The following is a 17,528-nucleotide window of genomic DNA, read 5'->3' on the forward strand; positions in this document are numbered from 1 at the left end:
GAACAACAAACGGGAGAACAGGCGATGGATCGGCTCAAGGGCAAGGTTGCGATGGTGGTCGGCGCGGGCTCGATCGGGCCGGGCTGGGGCAACGGCAAGGCGACCGCCGTGACCTTCGCGCGCGAGGGCGCCAGCGTGTTTTGCGTTGATCGCAACGGCGCCGCGGCCGAGGAGACGGTCAAGATCATCACCGGCGAGGGCGGCAAGGCGACCGCGTTCACCGCTGATGTCTCGCGCGCCAGCGAGGTCGAGGCGATGGTCGCGGCCTGCCTCAAGGCCTATGGCCGTATCGACGTGCTCGACAACAATGTCGGCATCGCCGAGGTCGGCAGCGTGGTGGAAGTCGCGGAAGCCGACTGGGACCGTGTCTTCGCGGTCAACCTCAAGAGCGCCTATCTGTCGATGAAGCACGTCATTCCGGTGATGATCAAGCAGGGCGGCGGCTCGATCATCAACATCTCCTCGATCGCCTCGATCCGCCATGTCGGCATTTCCTATGTCAGCTACAATGCGAGCAAGGCGGCGATGAACCAGATGACGCGCTCGACCGCGGTCGAGTTCGCCTCCAGGCATGTGCGCGTCAACGCGATCCTGCCGGGATTGATGAAGACGCCGATGGTCGAACATTCCGCGGGGCTGGCGCAGAGTTACGCCAAGGGCGATGTCGAGGCGATGTGGCGCGCCCGCGACGCCCAGGTGCCGATGGGGCACATGGGCGACGCCTGGGACGTCGCCAATGCCGCGCTGTTCCTGGCGTCGGACGAATCGAAATATGTCACCGGCATCGAGCTGGTGGTCGACGGCGGCATCACCTCGAAGTCGGGCGCTTGAGTGGTCGCTGAAGGAACTAGGCCTCGACGCTGAGCTCGGCGCGGTCTAGCTCCTCCTCGACCAGATGAAAGGCGTCGTCGCCGATCGTCTCGGTGCGGCGCAAATTGAGCAGCGCCTGACGTGCGGCCGCGACGGCGCGGCGCCGTAGCGGATCCGCCGGCAGCTCGCGCGAACTCAATCCTCCATCGGCCTCGGCGCGCAGCAGCACGGCGCGGTACTCGAGCCGCAGGATCTCGGCTTCCTCGGACGGGTCGGTTTCGATCGCCTCGAGCGCGGCGCGAAAGACCACGCTGCGGGCATGAGCCGCCTCGCGTCCGACCGGATCGTCATCATCGAAATTGAGCGCCAGGATCAGCGGCCGCAAGGTCAGTCCCTGGATCACGAGCGAGCCCAACACCACGGCAAACGCCGTCAGCAGGATCAGATCTCGGTACGGAAACCATTCAGGTAGTGCAAACGCGGCCGCCAACGTGACGATGCCGCGCATCCCGCACCACGACACGATGAAGCCGCGCTTCAGAGTCGGCACTGCCTCCACCACATGGGCGGGCAGCAGGTTGCGCGACTTCAGCAGGCGCAGCAGCGCGCCGTAAGGCATCACCCAGAGGATGCGGGCGAGGATCACGACGGCGAGGATCGCGGCCGCAAAGCTGCAATATTTCCACCGCACCTCGTCGTCGAGCTCGGACCAGATCGGGCGCAATTGCAGGCCGATCAGCATGAAGGCGAGCACGTTGAGCACGAAGACGACGGTTTCCCACACCGCATAGGACGACACGCGCAGCCGCGCCGATGTGCGGGCCGGCGCGGTGCGGGCGATGGTGATCGCATAGGCGATGATGGTGAGGATGCCGGACAGGCCGAGGTGCTCGGCGACGATCCACACCATGAAGGTGCCGCCGAATTGCGTGATGATCGCACTCGGCGCCTCGGTGATGCGGCGGGTGATCATCATCCAGACCCGCGCGAACAGGTAGCCGGCGGCGAGGCTGCCGATCAGCGCGACCGTGATCGACGGCACGAACTCACGGATCTTCATGTGCTCGGCGGCGACCAGGCCGACCGCGACACGATAGATCAACAGCGAAGTGGCATCGTTGAGCAGGCTTTCGCCTTCGAGGATTTTCTGGATCCGGTACGGCAGCTTGACCTGGCGCAGGATCGCGGTGGCTGCGGCCGCGTCCGGTGGCGCCACGATGGCACCGAGCGCGATTGCGACCGGCCAGGGCATGTCCGGGCGCAGCCAGTGCGCGACCACCGCGACCGCGGCCGTCGTGACGCCGACCGCGACCACCACCAGCGTCGAGACCGGCAGCCAGTTGTTGCGGAGATCGCGCAGCGAGGTGTCGTAGGCGGCATCGAGCAGCACTGGTGCGACGAACAGCGCCAGCGCCAGTTTCGGTTCCAGGGCCCAGGTCGGGGCCCATGGCAGCAGGGTCAGCAGCACGCCGCCGAGCGCAAGAAAGGTCGGGTAGGGCACCTTGATCCGCCGCGCCAGCGCCGACAGCGCCACCGCCGCAAGCAGCAGGCCGATGATCCATTCGAATGTCAGCACGCGAACCCCCAACCAAGTACGGCTCCAAGTGCAGCCGATCGTCGCAATTGACGTATAATCCAGCGTGTGGTTTTGCGGCAAATGGCGCGCTGCCGGACATCAGAGGTCGGTGGTGCGGGCGCGGGAGAGGGATGCCTTGTCGGCGATCGGGATGCGACGCAACTCTGCGAATCTTGCCGTTGATCTGGTTCTGGCGCTGCTGTGCGTTTGCCTGTCGGGCGCGCTGACGTCAGGCGTTGCGCGCGCGGCCGCCAGCGAGCCCGGTAAGGATGTGCAGGCCGATGCCGGGCCCTGCATCGCCGCGGCTGCGGCGGCAGATGACGACAAGACCATCGATGCCTGCGGCGCGCTGATCGACAATGAGAAGGCGGCCAAGCCGGATCGAATCAAGGCGCTGATGGCACGCGCGAGCGCCTATGACCGCAAGCAGATGATCGATCGCGCGATCGCAGATTACGACACCGTGCTCCGGCTCGATCCGTCGCTTGCCGACGCCTACAATGCGCGCGGCGGGCTGTGGCGCCGCAAGGGCGACCGGCCGAAGGCGGTCATGGATTTCGGCGCCGCCGTCAAGCTCAACCCCGATCACGCCGCCGCCAAGGCCAACTACAAATCGTTGTCGCTGGAGCTGGAGCGGATCGGCGCCATGATGGCGGTCGCCGGCAAGCCGAGCTTCGATTGCCGCAAGGCACACCGGCCGGTGGAGAAGGCGATCTGCGCCAGTCCCGCGTTGGCCGATCTCGATCGCGAGATCGTCGCATCGACCTTCCGCACGGTGCGCGAGGCGCAGGACCCGCGCCAGGCGCGCGAGCTGCAGCGCGCGCAGGATCAGTTCATCGCCCGCCGCAACGCGGAATTCGGCAAGCCGGACTATGACCTGCAAAAGGCGATGCGCGAGCGGTTGCGGCAGATCAACGGCGTCGACGGCTACTAGTGCCAACGTCGGTAAGTTTCTGGCTTGAATTATCGGTCGCGTCCATGACAATGGCCGCCAAAGAGAGCCAACCATCCGAAGTCGTCATGTTTGACCACGATGATGGAGGCGAGGGAGAAGCGCAATGAACGTCCAGCAGAAGAGCCGGTATCATGAGGTGTATGCCCGCTCGCTTCGCGACCCCGAGGGCTTTTGGACGGAGGCGGCGCGCGAGATCGACTGGATCGGGCCGGCCAAGAAAGTCTTTGATCCGGCCATGGGCGCCTATGGACGCTGGTTCGCCGGCGCCGTGGTCAACACCTGCTACAACGCGCTGGATCGCCATGTCGCCGGCGGCCGCGCCGGCCAGGTCGCGCTGATCCACGATTCCCCGCTCACCAACACCATCACCAAATACACCTACTCCGAGCTCCTGGCGGAGGTGCAGACGCTGGCCGCCGTCATGCAGGATTTCGGCGTGACCAAGGGCGATCGCGTCATCCTCTATATGCCGATGGTGCCGGAGGCCGTCGTCGCGATGCTCGCCTGCGCGCGGATCGGCGCGGTGCACAGCGTGGTGTTCGGCGGCTTCGCGGCCAAGGAGCTCGCGACCCGCATCGACGACGCCAAGCCGAAGCTGATCTTCTCGGCGAGCTGTGGCATCGAGCCCGGGCGCATTGTGCAGTACAAGCCGCTGCTCGACGAAGCGATCCGCCTCGCCGGCGCCAAGCCCGAGACCTGCATCATCCTGCAGCGCCCGCAGCAGGCTTGCGAGCTCACCGCGGGCCGCGACCATGACTGGGCGACATTGCGCCGCGCCGCGTTCGACGCCGGCAAGGCCGCGCCCTGCGTGCCGGTCGCCGCGACCGATCCGCTCTACATCCTCTACACCTCGGGCACGACCGGAATTCCGAAGGGCGTGGTGCGCGACAACGGCGGGCATCTCGTTGCGCTGAAATGGTCGATGCACAATCTCTACGGCGTGAAACCCGGCGAGATCTGGTGGTGCGGCTCCGACATCGGCTGGGTGGTCGGCCACTCCTACATCGTCTATGGCCCGCTGATCCACGGCGCGACCACGATCATGTATGAGGGCAAGCCGGTCGGCACGCCGGATGCCGGCGCGTTCTGGCGCGTGATCAGCGAGCACAAGGCGGTCGCCTTCTTCACCGCGCCGACCGCATTCCGTGCGATCAAGAAGGAAGACCCCGAGGGCAAGCTGCTGAGGAGTTACGACCTCTCGCGCTTCCGCACGCTGTTTCTCGCCGGCGAGCGCGCCGATCCGCCGACGGTGGAGTGGGCGGAGCAGCAGCTGAAGGTGCCGGTCATCGATCACTGGTGGCAGACCGAGACCGGCTGGTGCATTGCCGGCAATCCGGTGGGGCTCGGCCAGTTGCCGGTCAAGCACGGCTCGCCGACGGTGCCGATGCCGGGCTATCAGGTCGACGTCGTCGACGAGGCGGCGAAGCCGGTGCCCGCGGGCACTATGGGCTCGATCGTGATCAAGCTGCCGATGCCGCCGGCTTGCCTGCCGACGCTGTGGCAGCAGGACGATCGCTTCAGGGAAGCCTACCTCTCGGAATTCCCCGGCTACTACAAGACCTCGGACGCGGGCTACAAGGATGCGGACGGCTATGTCTGGGTGATGGGCCGCACCGACGACATCATCAATGTCGCCGGCCACCGGCTCTCCACTGGCGGCATGGAGGAGATCCTCGCCTCGCATCCCGATGTCGCCGAATGCGCGGTGCTCGGCGTCAAGGATGCGATCAAGGGCGAGGTGCCGTGCGGCTTCCTGGTGCTGAAGGCCGGCGTGACCAAGGCGCCGGATCAGGTCGAGAAGGAAGTGGTGGCGCTGGTGCGCGAGAAGCTCGGGCCGGTCGCCGCGTTCAAGCTGGCGATCACCGTGGCGCGGCTGCCGAAGACCCGCTCCGGCAAGATCCTGCGTGGCACCATCAAGAAGATCGCCGACGACGAGCCCTGGACCATGCCGGCGACGATCGAGGACCCCAAGGTGCTCGACGAAATCGGCGAGGCGCTGAAGGGCAAGGCGTAAGACCGTCGTCAGAGCTTTGCATGCACTTGAGAGAGCGCGCCCTGTGGCCCCCTCTTCCCAACCCTCCCCACAAGGGGGGAGGGAGCCTGACCATTGTGCTCACCTGACGTGAGGCAGCCACCAACAGAAGGGTTCCCTCTCCCCTTGCGGGAGAGGGCTAGGGAGAGGGGTGGCCCCGGGCGAGATCCCATCAATGCGCGCATCATCGCGCAATCGGGCCTTGTCTGATCGAAACCCATCGGAAGCAAAATGGCCTTGATTTTGATGGATTGCCGGGTCATCCCGGCCTTCCCTGTCATGTGCCACGAGATACGGACCACCGGATGCGATCCATTTCCGCACGCGCGCCTCTCGCTTTGCTGCTCGCACTGCCGCTGCTGGCAGGCTGCCTCGAGCGCGGCCGATCGCCGATCGCGGAGAGCATGGGCGACGACGATCAGTACTGCCAGGGCAACGGCAAGGTCGCGGTCGGCTCGCCCGAATATGTCGCCTGCCGCAAGGATCGCGACGTCCAGCGCCAGAACGCCGAAGCCCGCACCGATCGGCGGCAGCGCGATCTCGGCGAATACATGATGAACAATCCGGACCGCCACTAGGGCCCCCCGGTCCGATGAATCGGAACGGGGCCCTAGATTCTTGCTTTGACGCGTTTTCTTCACGCGAACCGGTATCCACTTCGCTCGAAAACGCTCTAGGCGCCATGGTTACCGGCCGCCCGGTGAGGTATGCGTGGACGGCCGCCGGGCCGAATTCCGGCAAGACATCGGCGCGCCGCATGCGATCATGAGCAGCTGTTTTGGATGAGACCAGGTCCTGTGCTTGTGGAAGGCGAGCCCGCGTTGCAGCGTGACAGGATCGGAGAGCTCGACGGACTGCGCGCGATCGCGCTGCTGATCGTCGTCATCTGGCACTATTTCGGCGCGCCGGACGGTCCGCAGGGCTGGCCATGGAAACTGCTGCATGTCGGCCGCTTCGGCGTCGACCTGTTCTTCATTCTGTCCGGTTATCTCATCACCGATATTCTGCTGCGCCACCGTGCGGCCGAACGATATTACTCGGCCTTCTACGGCAGGCGCGCGTTTCGCATCTGGCCGCTCTACTACCTGATGTGCGGTTGCGCGGCGATCGGCTGGTATTTTTCGTTAAGCCCTGATCTGTTCGACACCAGGGGTGTGCCCGGCTGGCTGTACCTGTTCGGCTTGCAGAATTTTGGCATGGCCAAGGCGCAGACCGACGGCGCTTACTGGCTGGCCGTAACCTGGTCGCTTGCGATCGAGGAGCAGTTTTATCTGCTGTTTCCGTTGCTGGTCCGGAACATCCCGTCCGAGCGGCTGTTCGCGATCCTGCTCGTGCCGATCCTGGTCTGCCCGATCGGGCGCCTGATCGATAGCGCGCTGCCGGACGCTTACGGCTGGTACGTGCTGCCGCAATTCAGGATCGATTCGCTTGCGATCGGCGCGCTGATCGCCTGGTGGCGCCTCTATCGCAAGCCGGATGCCGAGGTCACCAGACGCGTCGCCGCCATCCTCAAATGGTCGAGCATGTCGCTTCCCCTGCTGTGGCTGTTCGGGTGGAAGCGCTGGTCGGTGGCGTTCTCGCACACGCAGGTCGAGATCCTCTTCGGTTCTCTGCTGTTCGTCGTTCTGGAAAATCGCGGCGCGCCAAAACTCGCACTGCTGCGCAGCGCGGTCGCGACGTTCTTCGCCAGGACGTCCTACGCGGCGTATCTCACCCACCACGTCATCTTGTACCTGCTGTTCGCCGTGCTGCATCAGCCGAGGACAGTCGAGAGCCTTGCCGGCCTCTCGCTGACCTTCGGCGCGCTCGCGCTGACGTTCGGGCTGTGCGCCCTGAGTTATCGCTATTTCGAACGTCCGCTGCTCGATTTCGCCCACCGGCGCTTCTCGTTCGGGTAAGCGAAAGCGGGCCACCGGCGCGCCGCTTGCAGGATCAAGGCTACGCGTGCCCCAAACAAAAACGCGGCGGGTTGCCCGCCGCGCTTTGTATTCCGGTCCTCGAGAAACGCAGCCGGCGGCTACTCCTCGTCGTCGGCCTTCTTGCCGCCGATCGTCTTCAGCTTGGCGAACACGGCATCGACATTGAGATCGTCGTGCCGCTCGATCGGCTGATCGTCCAGCTCGTCCTTGCGCGTGGTCTCGGAGGCCGGCAGCAGCGTGGCGCCGCCGTAGACGGTCGTGGTCGGCTTTTCCTTGGCGGCGCGCTGCACCTCGAAATCGAGCTCGATCTGCGAGCACAGGCCGAGCGTCACCGGGTCCATCGGGGTCAGGGTCGAGGCATTCCAGTGTGTGCGGTCGCGCACGCTGGCGATCGTGGTCTTGGTGGTGCCGACCAGCCGCATGATCTGGGCGTCCTTCAGCTCGGGGTGGTTGCGCACCAGCCAGAGGATCGCGCTCGGCCGCTCATGGCGGCGCGACACCGGGGTGTAGCGCGGGCCCTTCTTCTTGGCGGCGGTCGGCAGCACCACCTTGCTCTCCTGGAGCCTGAGGCGGTAATTCTGGTCCCGCTCGCCGCGCTCGATCTCCTCGCGGGTCAGCTGGCCGTTGGAAATCGGGTCCATGCCCTTGATGCCCTGGGCGGCGTCGCCGTCGGCGATGGCGCGTACCTCCAGGGGGTGCATTTTGGTGAAATCGGCCACCTGATCGAACGTCAGGGCGGTATTATCGACCAACCACACGGCAGTCGCCTTTGGCATCAGCGGTGCGTTGCTCATGGCAAATCTCCTTTGTGCTTCGCCCACCTCTGTAGAGGCGAAGCTGGTAGTCATCGGCGATGACGGGAATTATAGGGCCTATATAAGCCCTCCGGGGGGAATGGCGCAATGGGCCAGCAAAATCGCCTTGACAGCGCCCGAAAGCAGTCCCAAGTCCTTATCCTAACTGGCCGTTCCCCGCCCGCCGGCGAGGGGTGATTCGGTCCCGAGATTGCCCCGAGACAGCCTGATGTCAGCGAAAAAACCCGATCTTAGAATCGTGCTTTGTTCCCCCCGCGGCTTTTGTGCCGGGGTGGTCCGCGCCATCGATACGGTCGAACGCGCGCTCACCATTTATGGTGCCCCGGTCTATGTCCGGCACGAAATCGTCCATAACAAGTACGTGGTCGACAGCCTGAAGACCAAAGGCGCCATTTTCGTCGAGGAACTGGCCGAAATCCCCGACGATACCAATGCGCCGGTGGTATTTTCGGCCCACGGTGTTCCCAAGTCGGTTCCGGCCGAGGCCAAATCCCGCAATTTCTTCTCGCTGGATGCGACCTGCCCGCTGGTGACCAAGGTCCACCGCGAGGCGGCGATCCATTTCAAGCGCGGCCGCGAGATCCTGCTGATCGGGCATTCCCATCACCCCGAGGTGGTCGGCACCTTGGGCCAGCTCCCGGTCGGCGCCGTGACCCTGATCGAGACCGCCGAGGACGCAAAGACCTTCGTCCCGAAGGACCCCAACAATCTCGCTTTCGTGACCCAGACCACGCTGTCGATCGACGACACCGCGGAGATCGTGGCGCTGCTCAAGCAGCGCTTCCCGAACGTCAACGGTCCGCACAAGGAAGACATCTGCTACGCCACCACCAACCGCCAGCTGGCGGTCAAGAAGGTGGCGCCGGTGGTCGATGCCCTGATCGTGGTCGGCGCGCCGAACTCGTCGAACTCGCAGCGCCTGCGCGAGGTCGCCGAGCGCGAGGGCTGCCCGATCGCTGTGCTCGCCCAGCGCGCCAGCGATCTCGACTGGAGCCGCTTCGAAGGCATCACGAGCCTCGGCATCACCGCGGGCGCATCGGCGCCGGAGGTGATCGTCGAGGAGATCATGGGCGCCTTCGCTGAGCGTTACGAACTGCACGTGGAGACGGTCTCGGCCGCGGAAGAGAACGAGTTCTTCCCGCTGCCGCGTTCGCTGCGGCCCGACGCTGCCGCCGCGGAATAGACCATATGGCGGTTTACACCGACGTTGCCGCCGAAGACCTCGCGGAATTCCTCAAGAGCTACGACATCGGCGAATTGCTCTCATACAAGGGCATCGCCGAGGGCGTCGAGAATTCGAACTTTCTGCTGCACACCAGCCAGGGCGCCTACATCCTCACGCTCTATGAGAAGCGCGTGGCGGAGGGCGACCTGCCGTATTTCCTGTCGCTGATGGCGCATCTCGCCGAGCGCGGGGTGTCGTGCCCGCAGCCGGCGCGCAACCGCAAGGGCGAGGTCTATAGCCGGCTCGCCGGCCGGCCGGCGGCGATCATCAACTTCCTCGAAGGCATGTGGCCGCGGCGGCCGAACGTGGCGCATTGCTCCGGCGTCGGCGCCGCGCTGGCCAAAATGCATCTGGCGGGCCGCGACTTTCCGCTGGTCCGCAACAATCCGCTGTCGGTCTCCGGCTGGCGGCCGCTGTTCGATCTCGCCGCCGCGCGGGCCGACAGCGTGCAGCCGGGTCTGCACGACTTCATCGCGCGCGAGCTCGATCATCTCGAGGCCGCGTGGCCGGCGGACCTTCCGGTCGGCGTGATCCATGCCGACCTGTTTCCCGACAACGTCTTCTTCCTCGGCGACAAGGTCTCGGGCCTGATCGACTTTCCGTTCGCCTGCAACGACATCCTGGCCTACGACGTCGCGATCTGCCTCAACGCCTGGTGCTTCGAGCCGGATCATTCCTTCAACGTCACCAAGGCCCGCGCGCTGCTCAATGCCTATGGCCGCGAGCGGCAATTGTCGGCGGCGGAAGAGGCCGCGCTGCCGCTGCTCGCGCGCGGCGCCGCGCTCCGTTTCCTGCTGACGCGTCTGGTGGATTTCCTTAACGTGCCCGCGGGTGCGCTGGTGCAGCCGAAGGACCCGCTGGAATACGTCCGCAAGCTGCGCTTCCACCAGAACGTCGCTGCTATCAACGACTACGGCATCACGCCGGCAGGATGCGCGGCGTGAGCGACAAGCCGCATGTGATTGTCTTTACCGATGGTGCCTGCTCCGGAAACCCCGGACCGGGCGGTTGGGGCGCGATCCTCAGATTCGGCGACGTCGAGAAGGAATTGAAGGGCGGCGAGGCGCACACCACCAACAACCGCATGGAGCTGATGGCGGCGATCTCGGCGCTGGAAGCCCTGAAGAAGCCCTGCGTGGTCGACCTCACCACCGACAGCCAGTACGTCCGCCAGGGCATCACCGGATGGATCCATGGCTGGAAGCGCAATGGCTGGCGCACGGCCGACAAGAAGCCGGTGAAGAATGTCGAGCTGTGGCAGCGCCTCGACGCCGCGCTGAAGCCGCATGAGGTGCGCTGGCACTGGATCAAGGGCCATGCCGGCCACGCCGAGAACGAACGCGCCGACGAGCTGGCGCGGGAAGGCGTGGCGATGGCAAGGTTGAAGGAGTAGGGCGGCGCTTGCCGGCTGCGCGTCAGCGATCCCGGCTGTCGCCATTCCCAAAACTGTCATCGCCCGCGAAGGCGGGCGATCCGGGATTCCAGAGACATCGGCAATTGAAACGAGAGGCCGCGGCGTACTGGATCGCCCGGTCGAGCCGGGCGATGACAGCCAGTTTGCGGCGAAAGCGTCAGCTCAGAGCTGCCCGAGCAGGGTGTCGCCGCCGGAGACCTCGACCTTGCCCGGGGCGGGCTCCTTGTTGAGCTTCTTCACCACGCCGTCCTCGACCAGCATCGAGTAGCGGTGGGAGCGGATGCCGAGGCCGTTGCCGGAGGCATCGAGCTCCATGCCGATCGCCTTGGTGAAGTCGGCATTGCCGTCGGCCAGGAAGACGGCCTCGTCGCGCTGGTCGGTGTCGCGCTTCCAGGCGTTCATCACGAAGGCGTCATTGACCGAGACGATCGCGATGGTGTCGACGCCCTTGTTCTTCAGGGCATAGGCGTTGAGGAAGATGCTCGGCAGATGCATCTTGTGGCAGGTGCCGGTGTAGGCGCCGGGCACCGCGAACAGGGCGACCTTCTTGCCCTTGAAAATGTCGTCGGTGGTTTTGACCTGCGGCCCCTCGGCGGTCATCACGCGAAACTTGGCTTCCGGCAGCTTGTCGCCAACATTGATCGTCATCGTTGTTCTCCCTCGGTGAAGCGGAACTGTCTTAAACCCGGTGGTTGGGCGGCACAATACGACCTGCTGCGGGAACGGCAATGCCGAAGCGCAGTCACCGTTCCGTCATCAGCCGGAAAACCCGCCGGCGTCGAGAAAGGCCTGCTCGTCCGCAGTCGTTTTCCGGCCCAGCACCCGGTTACGGTGCGGGAAGCGGCCGAACCGGCGGATGATGTCGGCGTGATCCTCGGCATATTTCAGGTTGTCGGGATGGCAGTCATATTGCCGGAACAGCGCCACGCAGCGCTGCTGGTCGTCGAGGTCCTCCGAATGCTCGAAAGGCAGATAGAGGAATTCGCGCAGCACCGGGTCGGTCCGCACATCGACGCCGCGGTCGATGGCGCGCCTTGCCACTTCACGCGCCAGCGCATCACTTGAAAAGGTCTTGGCGTCGCCTCGAAACAGGTTTCGCGGAAACTGGTCGAGCACGATGGTCAGCGCCAGTGCGCCCTCGTCGCTTGCCTCCCATGACGACAATTCGCCGGCAGCCGCCTTCTGCCAGGTGGCAAGGAAGCGGCTGCGGATTTCGGCATCGAAGGCGTCGTCGTGCCTGTACCAGCGGTCGCGGCCGGCCTCTCGCCAGAACGCGACGACGTCGGCAGGCGTCGCGAAGCGCGCGTCAGTCGTATCCAACATCAGCCTCACTCACGCTCTACGCCGCGGCCTTCTTTTCGTCGCGCAGCTCGCGACGCAGGATCTTGCCGACATTGGTCTTCGGCAGGTCGGTCCTGAACTCGATCTGCTTCGGCACCTTGTAGGCGGTGAGCTGGGTGGCGCTGAACTTGATGATGTCCTCCGCCGTGATGTTCGGGTCCTTCTTGACCACGAAGGCCTTCACCGCCTCGCCGGACTTCGCATCGGGCACGCCGATCACGGCGCATTCCAGCACGCCCGGATGGCTCGCCAGCACTTCCTCGATCTCGTTCGGATAGACGTTGAAGCCCGAGACCAGGATCATGTCCTTCTTGCGGTCGACGATCTTGGTGAAGCCGCGCTCGTCCATCACGCCGATGTCGCCGGTGCGGAAATAGCCGTCCGCGGTCATTACCCGCGCGGTCTCGTCCGGCCTGTTCCAGTAGCCCGCCATCACCTGCGGACCCTTGGCGCAGATCTCGCCGGCCTCGCCGAGCGGCAGCTCGTTGCCGTCGTCGTCGCGGATCGACAGATGGGTCGAGGGCACGGGGATGCCGATCGAGCCGGAGAACTCGTCGGCGTCGGCAGGATTGCAGGTCAGCGTTGGCGACGTCTCCGACAGGCCGTAACCCTCCGACAGCGCGCAGCCGGTGACCTTCAGCCATTTCTCGGCGACCGGCTTCTGCGTCGCCATGCCGCCGCCGAACGAGGTCTTCAGCTTGGAGAAGTCGAGCTTGTCGAAGCCGGGCGTATTCAACAGGCCGTTGTAGAGCGTGTTGACCGCCGGGAAGCTGTTGACCTGGTACTTCGACAGCTCCTTGATGAAGCCCGCCATGTCGCGCGGGTTCGGGATCAACAGATTGACGCCGCCGGCGCGCACCGCGAGCAGGTAGCACGCGGTCAGCGCGAAGATATGATAGAGCGGCAGCGCGCAGACGATGAGGAGCTGCTCGACATGCGGTGGCTTCTTCAGCGCCGGCTGCAGCCAGGCGTCATTCTGCAGCACGTTGGCGAGCACGTTCTGGTGGATCAGCGTGGCGCCCTTGGAAACGCCGGTGGTGCCGCCGGTATATTGCAGGAAGGCGACGTCCTGGCGCGTCAACACCGGCTTGTTGAGCTTCATGCCGCGGCCGGCCGACAGCGCCTCATTGAAGCTGACCGCACCAGGGATCGACCAGGCCGGCACCATCTTCTTCACCCGGCGCACCACCAGGTTGACGATGACGCCCTTGAAGCCGAGCAGGTCGCCCATGCTGCCGACGATCACGTTCTTCACCGCGGTGTTCGCCAGCACCTTCTGCACGGTGGTGGCAAAGTTCTCCAGCACGATGATTGCTTCCGCGCCGGAATCCTTGAGCTGATGCTCGAGCTCGCGCGGGGTGTAGAGCGGATTGACGTTGACCACGGCATAGCCGGCGCGCAGCACGGCGGCGGTCGCGACCGGATATTGCAGCACGTTCGGCATCATCAGCGCGACCCGTGCGCCCTTCTGCAGGCCCTTGCTCTGCAGGTAGGCCCCGAGGGCCGTCGACATCTCGTCGAGCTCGCGATAGGTGATCGCCTTGTCCATGCAGATGAACGCCTTGCGATCGGCGAACTTCTTGAAGCTCTCTTCCAGCAATTCGACCAGCGACGAATATTGCGTGACGTCGATATCGGCGGGCACGCCAGCCGGATAATGCTTGAGCCAGATGCGCTCCATAATGGCTATTCCCTCTGATATAAATTTGGCTGATGTCCCGGATTGCTTCCGGGTTTTCCGACCCTTGACCGCGTCTTGGCCGCCTTATTTCAGGCAGTATTGAGCGATGCCGCGGCCAATGGCAAGCCGCTGCGCGCTATCGACGCATTGGGAGATCGGAGGGGGTGGCGCTCTGCTAGCCTGCCGGCTTGGCGTCGGCCTTCGGCTTCTCAGCCTTGGGCTTCTCGGTCTTGGGCTTCGCAGCAGGCTTTGCCGCCGCCGACGGCTTGCCGGCAGGCCTTGCAGCGGTGGGCTTGTCCGCGGCGGGCTTCGCAGCTGCGGCATCCGGCTTGGCGTTGGCGTGACGTACGGGCTTGGCCGCCGGCTTGCTGTCCGACTTGGAGGCGCTCTTGCTGTCACCCTTGGCGTCATCGGGCGCATCGGATTTCTTGCCGGCGACACGGGTGTGCTTGCCTTTGGCGCGCTTGGCCGGCTGCAGCTTCTCGGTGTCGGCCTCGACCGCGGCGATCAACGCAGCGCCGGTCTTGGTCGGCCCCGTATAAACCACGACCGGTTCGGACGCGGCCGCCGGCTGCGCCAGCAGGTCGGCGGGTTTTGTCGGCATCGCGGCCTGCAGGCCCGAGGCGAAGAAGCTCACGCCGCTGTCGCCGTTGGTGCTCGTGCCGGCGCTGGCGACGGTGTCTTCTCCGTCCTCGTCGCTGGCGGGCCGCTTGTGCTTGGCGCCGCACATCTCCTCGCGCAGGTTCGGCGGGGTGGTATCGATCGGCACCAGATTGTCGACGGTGCCGAGCGAGGGCCGCAGCCACGCCAGCCCGTTATTGGCAAAGCCGCGATCCAAAAGCTGCGCGGCGCGGATCGCGCGCATGCGGCCAGAGGAGGCGCCGAGCACCACGGCGATCAGCCGCTTGCCGTCGCGCGTCGCCGACGCAACGAGATTGTAGCCGGAGGCGCAGATGAAGCCGGTCTTGAAGCCGTCGGCGCCGGGATAGCGGCCGATCAGCTTGTTGAAGTTCTGGGTGATGCGGCGGCCGAACCGGATCGACGGGATATGGACGAAATACTCGTATTCCGGCAGGTCGCGGATGATGGCGCGGGCGAGGATCGCCATGTCGCGCGCCGAGGTGATCTGGCCGTCGGCGGGCAGGCCGTTCGGGTTGACGTAGCTCGTTTGCGTCATGCCGAGCTTCTGCGCAGTCTGGTTCATTTCGCCGGCAAAGCCGTCGATCGAGCCGCCGATGCCCTCGGCCAGCACCACGGCCATGTCGTTGGCCGACTTCACCAGCATCATCTTCAGCGCGTTGTCGACGGTGACCTGGGTGCCGGGCCGAAGGCCCATCTTCGAGGGCGACTGCGATGACGCGGTCGGCGACACCGTGAGCAGCGTGTCGAGCGAGACGCGGCCATCCTTGACCGCCTTCAGCGTCACATAGGCGGTCATCAGCTTGCTGAGCGAGGCCGGATACCACGGCATCGTGGCATTGTCGGCCTGCAGCACCTTCCCGGTATCGGCCTCGACGACCAGCAGCGCCTCGGCCTGCGCGATCTGTGGCGTTGCGATGGCGAGCATCGCGACGGCCAAAATCCATTTCAACGACGGGCGCAGCGGGCGAGGAAAATACACGACGGTTCCGGTCCTTTGAGACCCGCCTTCAAGAAGGAGGTCTTGCGATGTGACGTACGGGTTTCAAGCGTGTCCGGCGCCGCATTGCGGCGATGCAAACCTATACCGGCTTGCCAGCTGAGAACAGAGGCCGGCCAATTATATCGTGGACGAAATCGGCTGAATTTCGGCAGCCGCCTCAATTGGAAAGGGGAGAATTATGGTGCCTCGATGCCGGCGCGCGCCTGGTCCTGGACCATGAACTGGGCCCGCGCGAGCTCGGCAAAACGCCCGCCTTTCGCCACCAGTTCATCGAAAGTTCCGCTTTCGATCACCCGTCCCTGGTCGAACAACAGGATGCGGGTGGCGTAGCGGATGGTCGAGAGACGATGCGCGATCACGAAGGTGGTGCGGCCCTTCATCACTTCGTCGAGAGCAGCATTGACCTTGGCCTCGGTGACGGCGTCGAGCGCGCTGGTTGCCTCGTCGAGGATCAGGATCGGCGGATCCTTGAGCAGCGCACGCGCAATCGACAGCCGCTGCCGTTCGCCGCCGGACAGCATGCGGCCGCGCTCGCCGGCATGGGTGTCGAACTTCTTTTCGCTGCGCTCGATGAAATCCAGTGCCTGCGCGCGCGCCGCGGCGGTACGCAGCTCCTCATCGGTCGCATCGGGCTTGCCGACGCGCAGATTGTCGGCGAGCGAGCGGTTGAACAGCAGCGCCTCCTGGAACACCACGCCGATGTTCCGCCGCAGCGCCGTCAGCTTCAGCGCGCGTATGTCCATACCGTCGATCTCGATGATGCCGGATTGCGGATCGAACGCGCGATGCAGCAGCGCGATCGCGGTGGATTTGCCGGCGCCGGTCGCGCCGACCAGCGCGATGGTCTGGCCGGGCAATGCGGTGAAGGTGAGGTCCTCGATCGCCGGCCGCTTGCCGTCATAGGAGAACGAGACGTCGTTGAATTCGACCAGCCCGGACAGCCGGCCGGGATCGACCGCGCCGGGCCGGTCGCGCACCGCCGGCACCGCATCGAGCACGTCGAAGAACTCCTGAAGGCGCGGCGCTTCCATGAACACATTGTTGATGAAGCTCACCACCTGCTCGAGCTTCTGGATCAGCATGGTGGCGAACGAGACGAACATCACGATCTCGCCGACCGTGGTGAGGCCCTCATTGTGAAGCGCGATACCGACCGTGAAGATCGCGAGCACCGTGATCGTGGTCGAGGCGCGCGTGATCACGGTGACCAGCGCCCACCATGACAGCACCGGCATCTGCACCGCGAGCAGCTTGTCGGCGACGTAGCGCAGGCCCTGCACCTCGGAATCGATCCGCACGAAGCTCTGCACCAGTGCGACATTGCCGAGCGCGTCGGAGGCGCGCGCCGAGAGGTCGCTGTAATAGGCCTCGACCTCGCTCTGCATGCCGTAGGTCTTGCGCACCACCAGCGTGGTCAGCACGGTGAACACGACACAGAGCGCGAACAGCAGGATCGCCAGCCGCCAGTTGATGTAGAGCGCGAGCGGCAGCAGCACGATCAGCGACATGATCGCGGCGAAGTGTTCGCGGAAGAAGCCGAGCCAGAGCCGCCACAGCGCATCGGTGCCGTTCAGCATCACCTTCATCAGCCGCCCGGAATGGGTGCCGGAGTGGAAGGTCAGCGGCAATTGCAAGATATGCTCGAAATAATCGGTCAGCACCGCCTGGCGCTGGCGGTGCGCCAGCCGGTCGGCCTGCAACGCCACGATCGCGCTGCAGCCGATCGTGAACAGGCCGAACGCCGCCCACGCCGCGAGCAGCGGCCATGCCGAGGAGGTCGCGAACAGCCCGGTGACCGGCCGGCCTGACAGCACGTCGACGATCTTGCCGAACAGCACCGGCTCGGCGAATTGCGCGCCGGCGAGCAGCATGTTGGCGGCGGCCAGAATCCAGCCGAGCCGCGCCTCCTTGCCGAGCAGTTCGAGGACGCGGGTATAGAGGCGAAGCATGGACATGCCGGCGGGGCTCTCGAACGGTGGCGCGGGGCCCATTGTAAGCCGGGATTATCGCAGAGAACTACCCACTTTCCGTTCTTGGTCCACACACTCCGAACGTCATCCTGAGGAGCCTGCGAAGCAGGCGTCTCGAAGGATGGGCCACGGGCAATCCGGTCGGCGC

General features: G+C 65.1%; 15 protein-coding genes. 8 read left to right on the forward strand and 7 right to left on the reverse strand.

Annotation, left to right across the window (positions count from 1 at the left end):
• Positions 1 to 24 precede the first annotated feature (24 nt).
• Positions 25 to 831 carry an SDR family NAD(P)-dependent oxidoreductase gene (locus AC066Y_RS08080; RefSeq protein WP_478273413.1) on the forward strand — a complete coding sequence of 269 codons (807 nt, stop codon included), beginning with the start codon at positions 25 to 27 and terminating at the stop codon, positions 829 to 831.
• A 16-nt stretch (positions 832 to 847) separates the two neighbouring features.
• Here AC066Y_RS08080 and AC066Y_RS08085 read toward each other — a convergent pair whose 3' ends face one another.
• The gene (locus AC066Y_RS08085; protein WP_478273414.1) at positions 848 to 2,386 is read right to left on the reverse strand and encodes a cation:proton antiporter; all 1,539 of its coding nucleotides are present in this window, start codon (positions 2,384 to 2,386) and stop codon (positions 848 to 850) included.
• Between the two features lie 151 nt (positions 2,387 to 2,537).
• On the opposite strand from AC066Y_RS08085, the gene AC066Y_RS08090 reads away from it, so the two are divergent.
• The 4 genes from AC066Y_RS08090 to AC066Y_RS08105 all read left to right on the forward strand — a co-directional run bounded on the left by AC066Y_RS08090 (position 2,538) and on the right by AC066Y_RS08105 (position 7,271).
• The gene (locus tag AC066Y_RS08090) at positions 2,538 to 3,320 is read left to right on the forward strand and encodes a hypothetical protein (protein WP_478273415.1); all 783 of its coding nucleotides are present in this window, start codon (positions 2,538 to 2,540) and stop codon (positions 3,318 to 3,320) included.
• 124 nt (positions 3,321 to 3,444) lie between these two features.
• Positions 3,445 to 5,355 (forward strand): propionyl-CoA synthetase, encoded by a 1,911-nt coding sequence (locus tag AC066Y_RS08095; RefSeq protein WP_478273416.1) that lies wholly within the window; start codon positions 3,445 to 3,447, stop codon positions 5,353 to 5,355.
• A gap of 323 nt (positions 5,356 to 5,678) precedes the next feature.
• Complete coding sequence (locus AC066Y_RS08100; protein WP_229168563.1) at positions 5,679 to 5,951, forward strand: hypothetical protein; 273 nt, start codon at positions 5,679 to 5,681, stop codon at positions 5,949 to 5,951.
• 204 nt (positions 5,952 to 6,155) lie between these two features.
• Positions 6,156 to 7,271, forward strand: coding sequence for an acyltransferase family protein (locus AC066Y_RS08105; protein WP_478273417.1), 1,116 nt, complete (start codon positions 6,156 to 6,158; stop codon positions 7,269 to 7,271).
• Between the two features lie 119 nt (positions 7,272 to 7,390).
• Here AC066Y_RS08105 and AC066Y_RS08110 read toward each other — a convergent pair whose 3' ends face one another.
• On the reverse strand, positions 7,391 to 8,086 hold the full coding sequence (locus AC066Y_RS08110) for a DUF1013 domain-containing protein (protein WP_050405544.1): 696 nt from the start codon (positions 8,084 to 8,086) through the stop codon (positions 7,391 to 7,393).
• Positions 8,087 to 8,315: 229 nt separating this feature from the next.
• On the opposite strand from AC066Y_RS08110, the gene ispH reads away from it, so the two are divergent.
• Genes ispH through rnhA form a run of 3 tightly spaced genes read left to right on the forward strand, consistent with a single transcriptional unit; the run spans position 8,316 to position 10,725 of the window.
• Positions 8,316 to 9,290 carry a 4-hydroxy-3-methylbut-2-enyl diphosphate reductase gene (gene ispH / locus AC066Y_RS08115; protein WP_456720334.1) on the forward strand — a complete coding sequence of 325 codons (975 nt, stop codon included), beginning with the start codon at positions 8,316 to 8,318 and terminating at the stop codon, positions 9,288 to 9,290.
• Positions 9,291 to 9,295: 5 nt separating this feature from the next.
• Entirely contained in the window at positions 9,296 to 10,276 is a 981-nt protein-coding gene (locus tag AC066Y_RS08120) for a homoserine kinase (protein WP_478273418.1), read from the forward strand.
• Entirely contained in the window at positions 10,264 to 10,725 is a 462-nt protein-coding gene (gene rnhA, locus AC066Y_RS08125) for a ribonuclease HI (protein WP_478273419.1), read from the forward strand. The genes AC066Y_RS08120 and rnhA overlap by 13 nt, the downstream gene beginning before the upstream one ends.
• 183 nt (positions 10,726 to 10,908) lie before the next feature.
• Here rnhA and AC066Y_RS08130 read toward each other — a convergent pair whose 3' ends face one another.
• The 5 genes from AC066Y_RS08130 to AC066Y_RS08150 form a co-directional block, all read right to left on the reverse strand.
• Positions 10,909 to 11,394 carry a peroxiredoxin gene (locus AC066Y_RS08130; protein WP_097673720.1) on the reverse strand — a complete coding sequence of 162 codons (486 nt, stop codon included), beginning with the start codon at positions 11,392 to 11,394 and terminating at the stop codon, positions 10,909 to 10,911.
• A 108-nt stretch (positions 11,395 to 11,502) separates the two neighbouring features.
• Positions 11,503 to 12,069, reverse strand: a complete 567-nt coding sequence (locus AC066Y_RS08135) for a DUF924 family protein (RefSeq protein ID WP_478273420.1) — start codon at positions 12,067 to 12,069, stop codon at positions 11,503 to 11,505.
• 16 nt (positions 12,070 to 12,085) lie between these two features.
• Positions 12,086 to 13,768, reverse strand: a complete 1,683-nt coding sequence (locus tag AC066Y_RS08140) for a long-chain-fatty-acid--CoA ligase (protein WP_478273421.1) — start codon at positions 13,766 to 13,768, stop codon at positions 12,086 to 12,088.
• A 175-nt stretch (positions 13,769 to 13,943) separates the two neighbouring features.
• Entirely contained in the window at positions 13,944 to 15,335 is a 1,392-nt protein-coding gene (locus tag AC066Y_RS08145) for a D-alanyl-D-alanine carboxypeptidase family protein (RefSeq protein WP_478273726.1), read from the reverse strand.
• Positions 15,336 to 15,586: 251 nt separating this feature from the next.
• On the reverse strand, positions 15,587 to 17,365 hold the full coding sequence (locus AC066Y_RS08150) for a glucan ABC transporter ATP-binding protein/ permease (RefSeq protein WP_478273422.1): 1,779 nt from the start codon (positions 17,363 to 17,365) through the stop codon (positions 15,587 to 15,589).
• Positions 17,366 to 17,528 lie beyond the last annotated feature (163 nt).

It is taken from the genome of Bradyrhizobium sp. USDA3010, from assembly GCF_056429065.1.